At 71.8% G+C, this 8,161-nt stretch carries 10 protein-coding genes; all 10 read right to left on the bottom strand.

Features of this window, described 5'->3' with window-relative positions:
- The coding region (locus ACYVE9_RS10170; RefSeq protein ID WP_461027441.1) for an NAD(P)-binding protein at positions 1 to 365 on the bottom strand (365 nt) is incomplete at its 3' end.
- A complete protein-coding gene (gene hpnD, locus ACYVE9_RS10165; protein WP_461027440.1) occupies positions 362 to 1,306 on the bottom strand; it encodes a presqualene diphosphate synthase HpnD in 945 nt (314 codons plus the stop codon). The genes ACYVE9_RS10170 and hpnD, both read right to left, overlap by 4 nt.
- Positions 1,303 to 2,208 carry a squalene synthase HpnC gene (gene hpnC, locus ACYVE9_RS10160; RefSeq protein WP_461027439.1) on the bottom strand — a complete coding sequence of 302 codons (906 nt, stop codon included), beginning with the start codon at positions 2,206 to 2,208 and terminating at the stop codon, positions 1,303 to 1,305. The genes hpnD and hpnC overlap by 4 nt, the downstream gene beginning before the upstream one ends.
- A 210-nt stretch (positions 2,209 to 2,418) precedes the next feature.
- Positions 2,419 to 3,234 carry an ABC transporter ATP-binding protein gene (locus ACYVE9_RS10155; protein WP_461027438.1) on the bottom strand — a complete coding sequence of 272 codons (816 nt, stop codon included), beginning with the start codon at positions 3,232 to 3,234 and terminating at the stop codon, positions 2,419 to 2,421.
- Positions 3,221 to 4,159: an ABC transporter permease gene (locus ACYVE9_RS10150; protein WP_461027437.1), complete on the bottom strand. Its 939-nt coding sequence runs from the start codon at positions 4,157 to 4,159 to the stop codon at positions 3,221 to 3,223. The genes ACYVE9_RS10155 and ACYVE9_RS10150 overlap by 14 nt, the downstream gene beginning before the upstream one ends.
- A gap of 61 nt (positions 4,160 to 4,220) precedes the next feature.
- Positions 4,221 to 5,117: a glycosyltransferase family 2 protein gene (locus tag ACYVE9_RS10145; protein WP_461027436.1), complete on the bottom strand. Its 897-nt coding sequence runs from the start codon at positions 5,115 to 5,117 to the stop codon at positions 4,221 to 4,223.
- A complete protein-coding gene (locus ACYVE9_RS10140) occupies positions 5,114 to 5,899 on the bottom strand; it encodes a CDP-alcohol phosphatidyltransferase family protein (protein WP_461027435.1) in 786 nt (261 codons plus the stop codon). Before ACYVE9_RS10140 ends, ACYVE9_RS10145 begins: the two co-directional genes overlap by 4 nt.
- Positions 5,877 to 6,941 (bottom strand): iron-containing alcohol dehydrogenase family protein, encoded by a 1,065-nt coding sequence (locus ACYVE9_RS10135; RefSeq protein ID WP_461027434.1) that lies wholly within the window; start codon positions 6,939 to 6,941, stop codon positions 5,877 to 5,879. The genes ACYVE9_RS10140 and ACYVE9_RS10135 overlap by 23 nt, the downstream gene beginning before the upstream one ends.
- Positions 6,929 to 7,666, bottom strand: coding sequence for a phosphocholine cytidylyltransferase family protein (locus ACYVE9_RS10130; protein ID WP_461027433.1), 738 nt, complete (start codon positions 7,664 to 7,666; stop codon positions 6,929 to 6,931). Before ACYVE9_RS10130 ends, ACYVE9_RS10135 begins: the two co-directional genes overlap by 13 nt.
- On the bottom strand, positions 7,663 to 8,161 hold a 499-nt coding region (locus ACYVE9_RS10125; protein WP_461027432.1), incomplete at its 5' end, for a DUF5941 domain-containing protein. The genes ACYVE9_RS10125 and ACYVE9_RS10130, both read right to left, overlap by 4 nt.

Here is an 8,161-nt window from a genome sequence, read left to right as displayed (position 1 = left end):
ACCGGCGCCGCCGTGCGGCGCAGCCGGCCCAGCCGGCCGCTGTCCGCGTGCAGTACGGGGACGTCCAGCCGCCGTTGCAGCGGTGCGGCGTCCTGGCCCCCCACCCGGTCCAGGAACCAGCGGTACGCCTCGCAGCAGCGCAGGTAGACGTGCTGCCCGTTGTCCACGGCCAGTTCGCCCACCGGGGAGGCGCGGGTGAAGGAGAACGCCAGACCGCCGAGCCGGGGCCGGGACTCGACGAGTTCGGTCCGCACCCCGGCGTCCGCGAGCCGCAGCGCGGCGGTCACCCCGGCGAGTCCGCCGCCGACGACCACGGCGCTCCGCACCGCGTCGGCGGGTCCCTCGCTCACGGGTCCCTCGCTCACTCGGTGGTCCTGCGGGCGGCGCGGGCGTCGAGGCCGGAGAGGCCGCGGGCGGCGACCAGCGCCTTGTGCCTGGCGGGCAGGGCGACCCGGCCGGACAGCACCGCCTCGGGTTCGGCGTCGATGCGGTCCAGCAGCCGGCGGTAGATGCCGGCCATCGCGGCGACGCAGGCGCCGGATCGGCGGTCCAGCATCGGCAGCAGCCGGTACCCGTCGGCGAACAGGGCGCGGGCGCGCTGCGTCTGGTGGCGGACGAGTCCGGTGAAGTCACCGTCGGCGGGTGGGGTGTCGGCGTGGAAACCGGCCTCGCAGCCGAACTTCTCCAGGTCCTCGCGCGGCAGGTAGCTGCGGCCGTTCTCGGCGTCCTCCCGCAGGTCCCGCAGGATGTTGGTGAGCTGGAGGGCCAGGCCCAGCGTGTCGGCGTGCCCGGAGGCCCGGGCGGTGTCGGCGCCGGGCACCGTGCCGAACACGCCGAGGGACAGGCGCCCGATGGCACCGGCCACGCAGCGGCAGTACTCGCGCAGCTCCTCCCACGTCCGGTACTCGCGGCCGTGCACGTCCATCAGCACGCCGTCGATCAGCTCGTCGAGTGCGTGCAGCGGCACCGGGTAGCGCACGGCGGCGTCGGCGAGCGCGACCGCGACGGGGTCGGTGCTGTCCTCGTCGAGTTCCCCGGCCCGGATCTGCCCGAGCAGGGCCCGGGTGTCGTCGAGGCGGCTCTGCTTGGCCTCGGAGGTGAGTTCACCGTCGCCGATGTCGTCGACGCGCCGGGCGAAGGCGTACAGGGCGCACAGCGCGCGCCGTTCCGGAACGGGCAGCAGGCGGATGCCGTAGGCGAAGTTGCGGGCCTGCTGCGAGGTGACGGACTCGCAGTAGCGGTAGGCGGCGAGTACCGGCGGTGACAGGGACGGGGTGCGGGGCACGGTGCGGGTCGTTCCTCTCATCGAAGTGCCGCCCCGGTCTCGCGCAGGCGGGTGAGCCGGCCGGCCCTGGGCGGGCCCGCCAGGACGTCGTAGCCGGCCGCGGCGATCGCGTCGGCCGCGGCACGGCCGCCGCCGACGAAGCCCGCCAGCAGCAGTCGCAGCCGGCCGCGCACGCTGCGGACCAGCGGTGTGCCCTCGTCGAGCAGCGTCCGGGCCCGCTCGGTCTCCCAGGCGATCAGGGCGCGCAGCGACGCGGAGGCGGTCGGCGCGTCCAGGTCGGCCTCGCCGACGGCAAACCGGGCCATGTCCTCGGCCGGCAGGTAGATCCGGCCCCGGGCGCGGTCCTCGGCGACGTCCTGGAGGTGTTCGACGACCTGGAGGGCGGTGCACACCGCGTCGGAGCGGCGGACCCGCTCCGGGCTGGTGGTGCCGGTGACGGCGAGGACGAGGCGTCCGACCGGGTTGGCGGACAGCTCGCAGTAGGCGAGCAGGTCCTGCCAGGTGGCGTAGCGGGTGACGACCTGGTCCTGCCGGTTGGCCTCGATCAGGGCGAGAAAGGGGTCGGGGGTGAGCCGGTGCCGGGCGACGACGGGGGTGAGCGCGCGCAGCAGGGGGTGCCCGGGGGGTTCGGCCGCCGGGTCGTCGGCGGAGCGGAAGACGCGGTGGAGGTCGGTCTCCAGGGCGTCCAGCAGGGCGGTTCGGTCGTCGGCGCGGTCGTCGGCGACGCCCAGCGACCGGGCGTCCGCGCCTCCGGGGGTGAGGTCGCCGTCGCCGATGTCGTCGACGAGCCGGGCGAATCCGTAGACCGCCATCAGGCCGTCCCGCCAGTCGCGGGGCAGGAAGCCCGGGGCGACGGGGAAGTTCTCCCGTGCCGCCTGGTCGAGCACCGCGTCGATCTGCTGTTCCGTCGGTGCGCTCACCACGGGCTGCCCGATGCCATCGCTGTCACAACTCTCGTCTCTCCGTCGGTACCCGATAAGCCACACACGTGACGGAATGTGACTAATCAGACACAGTTAAGTCTACGTGCCCTGCTCCCCAGGCGGTGGAGGCCCGCCTGTGGTGTCCGGCACATGACGGAAGGCCCCCGCCAGGTGCGGGGGCCTCCGGTGGTGCTACGGGTGGTCGGACGGCTACTTACCGGTGAACTTCTCGTACTCCTTGAGCACGTCCTCCGTGGCGCCGTCCATCCTCAGCGTGCCGTTCTCCAGCCAGAGCACCCGCTCGCAGGTGTCCCGGATGGACTTGTTGTTGTGGCTGACCAGGAAGACCGTGCCGGCCTCCTCCCGCAGCTCGCGGATGCGGGCCTCGGAACGCCGCTGGAACTTCTTGTCGCCGGTGGCCAGCGCCTCGTCGATCATCAGCACGTCGTGGTCCTTGGCGGCGGCGATGGAGAACCGCAGCCGGGCCGACATGCCGGACGAGTAGGTGCGCATCGGCAGGCTGATGAAGTCGCCCTTCTCGTTGATGCCGGAGAAGTCCACGATGTCGTCGAACCGCTCCCGCACCTGCTCGCGGCTCATGCCCATCGCGAGGCCGCCGAGCACGACGTTGCGCTCGCCGGTGAGGTCGTTCATCAGGGCCGCGTTCACGCCGAGCAGCGAGGGCTGCCCGTCGGTGTACACCCGGCCGCGCTCGGGCGGCAGCAGGCCGGCCACGGCCCGCAGCAGCGTCGACTTGCCGGAGCCGTTGGAGCCGATCAGGCCGATCGCCTCCCCCCGGTATGCGGTGAAGCTCACCCCCTTGACGGCGTGCACCTCACGCATCGCGCCACTGGGCCTGCGGCGCACGATGCGGCTCAGCGCGGAGGTGGCGCTGCCCTTGCCGCGGGTACCGCCGTGGACCCGGTAGACGATGTGCAGGTCGTCCGCGATGACGGTCGGCACCCGGTCGGCCGCGACGTCCTGCGGGCTCCTCTTGGTGGGGCTCGTCGACTCAGCCACGGCCATAACGCTCCTCCGCCTTCCAGAAGTACACGAAGCCCACCGCGGCGAGCAGCAGCGCCCAACCGACCGCCAGCGCCCAGACGTGCGGCGGCAGGTACTCGTCACCGTAGTTGTCGATGAGGGCGAACCTGATCAGGTCCATGTAGACGGCCGCCGGGTTCCACATCAGCACGTCGGCGACCCAGGCGGGAATGTTCTCCCGGCCCTCCAGCATCAGTGGGATGCTGAACAGCACGCCGGAGGCGTACATCCAGGTGCGCAGCACGAACGGCATCAGCTGGGCGAGGTCGGGGGTCTTGGCGCCCATCCTGGCCAGGATGAGGGCCAGTCCGGTGTTGAAGACGAACTGGAGCACCAGGACGGGCAGGATCAACAACCAGGACAGCCTGGGGTAGTTCCCGAAGGCCACCACGAAGACGAAGACGATCGCCATCGAGTACACCAGCTGCTGGAGCTGCTGGAGCGCGAAGGAGATCGGCAGTGAGGCGCGCGGGAAGTGCAGCGCCCGCACCAGGCCGATGTTGCCGGAGATCGCGCGCACGCCCGCCAGCGCGGAGCTCTGGGTGAAGGTGAAGACGAAGATCCCGATCACCAGGAACGGGATGTAGTCCGTCTTGTCCATTCCTCGCCCGGCGTCGAGGATCAGGCCGAAGATGAGGAAGTAGACGCCCGCGTTCAGCAGCGGCGTCATCACCTGCCACAACTGGCCCAGCTTGGCCTGGCTGTACTGGGCGTGCAGCTTGGCTCGGGAGAACGTCAGGATGAAGTGCCGGCGGCTCCAGAGCTGCCGTACGTAGTCGGGCAGCGAGGGGCGGGCCCCGCTGACCGACAGGCCGTACTTCGCCGCCAGCTCGGCCGGGGACAGGCCGTCGTCGGGGGACTTCTCCGCATTCACAGCGACCGCACCGTCGTGCGTGGACTCGCTCACGTTGAAACTTTCGTCCTCACTCTGCAGGGGCGTGGAGTCCGATGTTCTCAGACCCAGCCTGTCAGATGACCGGAGGGCGGCCCGTCCGGGCCATGCGCCACACCGTACGCCACTTCATCGGGCGTCGCGGACCGCACGGGGTCGCCCAGCCTTCGCGGAATCCGCCGAGCCAGGCGCGCAGCGCCGGGCGGGAGGGACGGCGGAGGAGAGTCAGCAGCAGCCACACCCCGAGGTAGACCGGGACCAGCGGAAGGGGCAGGTTGCGGCGGGCCAGCCACACCCGGTTGCGGGCCACCATGCGGTGGTAGACCGCGTGCCGCGCGGGTGAGGTGGTGGGGTGGTGCAGCACCATGTCGGCGCGGTAGTCGATGGTCCAGCCGGCGTCCATCGCCCGCCAGGCCAGGTCGGTCTCCTCGTGCGCGTAGAAGAACTCCGCGGGCAGCCCTCCGACCTCGGCGATCACCGCGGTACGGACCGCGCTGGCACCGCCGAGGAACGTGGTCACCCGCGAGGAGCGCATCGGGTCGGCGGCCCGGAGGCGGGGCACGTGCCGGCGCTGGGTCTCCCCCGTGTCGGGGTCGGCGATGCGGAAACTGACGATGCCCAGCCGCTCGTCGGCGGTGAACGCCTGCCGGCACAGTTCCGCGGTGTCGGTGCCGGGCAGCAGCCCGTCGTCGTCGAGGAACAACACCACGTCGACGTCGCCTCCGTCGGGGCCGAACGCCTCGACGCCGACGTTGCGGCCGCCCGGAATGCCCAGGTTCTCCGGCAGTTCGACGGTACGCAGCCCGCCGGGGACCTGCGGCAGCTCGGGCAGCGGCGCGCCGTTGCCGACCACCACCACCTCGACCGGGTCGCCCTTCTGCTCCGCGACGGAGGCCAGCAGTGCGCGGAGTTCCTCGGGGCGGTTGCCCATGGTGAGCACCACCGCCCCGAGCCGTAGTGCGGGGGCCGTCATCGCAGCCTGCTGGACGCGAGGATGGACACCAGGTGCAGCACGGTCTGGAGCACGGCCACGGCGGCCAGGACGGCCACCCCGAGCCGGGTGAAGAACAGGCCGCCCGCGACGAAGTCGGCGATCGCGACGGCGAGGATGAACAGCGAGGCCTCGACGCCGCCGACCAGCCGGTGGAACTTCAGCGCGGCCGCGGCCCGGCGGGCCACCGCCAGGCCGGAGGAACGCGGTACGGCGGCCTCGTCCTGGACAGCGGGCAGGCCGCTGCGGCCTCTGGCCACGTCGACGAGGTCGGTCTCGGCCTTGATGAGGATCGCGCCGAGCGCGGCGACCGTGCCGAGGAACGCCCACATCCACTGCGTGCCGGCGCCCTCCTGGTGGAAGACGTCGGCCGCGCGGACGCCGAAGCCGACCAGCAGCGCCGCCTCGCAGAGGTAGTGGCCGACCCGGTCGAGGTAGACGCCGGTGATGGAGGTCTGCTTCCGCCAGCGGGCCACCTCCCCGTCGACGCAGTCCAGCAGCAGGTACAGCTGGATCAGCACGGCGCCCAGGAGCGCGCCCGTGAGTCCGGGCACCAGCAGGGCCGTGCCGGCGGCGAGACCCGCGACGACCATCAGGTACGTCAGCTGGTTGGGCGTGATCCGGGTGTTCACCAGGTACCGGTCGCAGCGCAGCGAGATCTCCCGCATGTACAGCCGGCCGGCCCAGTGTTCACCGCTGCGCCGGTCCTTGACCCCTTCGGGGTGGACGACCGGCCGGAGTTCAGCTACTGACGGCTTTTGCATAGTCCGCGTACGCGTCCCTGATCTGGTCGGTGGACAGGTCCAGGTGCTCGAGAATGGTGTAGCGCCCGGGGCGGGTCTGCGGCGCGTACTCCAGCGCCGCGACGAACTCCTCGTCGCTGAAACCGATCTCGCCGGGCAGCACGGGCAGGCCGTGGCGGCCCAGCACCTGGGCCATCAGCGCGGACTCGGCGTGCGCGCCGCGCAGGTGCATGGCGAACGCCGCGCCCAGACCGCACTGCTCCCCGTGCAGCGCCGAGCGCTTGGGGTACAGCAGGTCCAGCGCGTGGCAGATCTCGTGGCAGGCACCCGACGCCGGCCGGCTGTCGCCGGCGATCGACATGGAGATGCCGGTGAGTACCAGGGCTTCGGCGAGGATGACCAGGAAGTCGTCGTCGCCGACGCCGCCGGGGTGCCGCAGCACGGAGTCGCCGGCGCTGCGCGCCATCGCGGCGGCGAGGCCCTCGAAGGGCTCGCCGGTCTCGCGGTGGGACAGCTCCCAGTCGGCGACCGCGGAGAGGTTGCTCATGGCGTCGCCGATCCCGGCCCGCACGTAGCGCACCGGGGCCTCGCGGATGACGTCGAGGTCGATGACGATCGCGATCGGGTTGGGCACCCCGTAGGAGCCGCGGCCGGCGTCGTTGTCGAGGGTGGAGACGGGTGAGCACAGGCCGTCGTTGGCGAGGTTGGTGGCCACGGCGACCATGGGCAGCCCGACGCGGGCCGCCGCGTACTTCGCCGAGTCGATGACCTTGCCGCCGCCGAGTCCGACCACGGCGTCGTAGCGGCCGGACCGCTTGATCTCGTCGGCCAGCTGGACCGCGCCGTCGATGGTGCCGTCCGCGCAGTCGAACCAGGTGGCGCCCGGCAGGGCGGGGGCCACCCGGTCGCGGAGCGCCTGCCCGGAGCCGCCGCTGATCGCGATGGCCAGTTTGCCGGCGGGTGAGATCCGCTGGTCGGCGAGGAGGCTGGCCAGGTCGTCCAGTGCTCCGGCCCGGATGTCGACCGTCAGCGGGGACGGGATCAGTCGGGTCAGTACTGGCACGCGATCTCCCTGCCCTTGGCGAGGTCGTCGTGGTTGTCGATCTCGACCCAGACGACGTCGCCGATCGGCTCGACGTCCACCGTGAAGCCGCGGTTGACGAGCTCCTGGTAGCCGTCCTCGTAGTAGAGGTCGGGGTCGCGCTCGAAGGTGGCCTTCAGCGCGTCGGCGAGCTCGTCGGCCGCCTCGCCCTCGATGAGGGTGACGCCGATGTACTCGCCGGTGGCCTCCGCCGGGTCCATCAGCTTGGTGATGCGGCGCATGCCCTTGCCGGGCTCGACGACGACCTTCATCTCCTCGTCGGCCAGCGCCTTGACGGTGTCCAGCGCGAGGATGATCTTCTTGCCGTCGCCGCGGGCGGCGAGCAGGGTGCGCTCCACGGAGACCGGGTGCACGGTGTCGCCGTTGGCGAGGATCACGCTGTGCTTGATGGCGTCACGCGCGCACCACAGGGAGTACGCGTTGTTCCACTCCTCGGCCTTGTCGTTGTCGATCAGCGTGAGGGTGAGGCCGTACTTCTGCTCCAGGGCGGCCTTGCGCTCGTAGACGGCTTCCTTGCGGTAGCCCACGACGATGGCGACCTCGGTGATGCCCACGTCGCGGAAGTTGCCCAGGGTGAGGTCGAGAACGGTGGTGTCGCCGTCAACCGGCACCAGCGCCTTGGGCAGGGTGTCGGTGTAGGGACGCAGACGCCGTCCGGCGCCGGCGGCCAGCACGAGGCCGATCATGCGGGTTCTCCTGTTTCGTCGTGTACGGCGGGTGCCCCGGAGGACACCCAGAAGCGGATGCTCTCCGCGAGCACCACCAGCGCCAGGGCCCCGGCAAGGGCCGACAGCGCGATGGTGAGACCTGCTGTGCCGGACCAGACGGCGACGACGACCGTCACCGCGAGGGTCCGTCCCTCGTGTCCGCCGATCGCCCGCACCAGGCGGGTCGGGGGCGCCCCGGTGCCACCGCGGATGCGGTACACCGTGTCGTAGTGATGGTAGGCGACTGCGGCCACCAGTCCGAAAGCGGCAGGCAACGCGCCGTTCACGTCGGAGCGGGCGGCGAGCACCAGGACAACGGTGTACTCGGCGATCCGGAAGAAGGGCGGCACCAGCCAGTCGAGGGGCCCGTCCAGCGGCTTGGCGACGGCGCTGCCGGCCAGCAGCGCGTAGCCGGCGGCGGCCGCGACCGGCCACCAGCTGCCTCCCCCGGCAGGCATGGCGGCCAGCGAGACC

This window comes from Streptomyces sparsus, from assembly GCF_054776295.1.
This window is presented reverse-complemented; position numbering and strand designations above follow the sequence as displayed.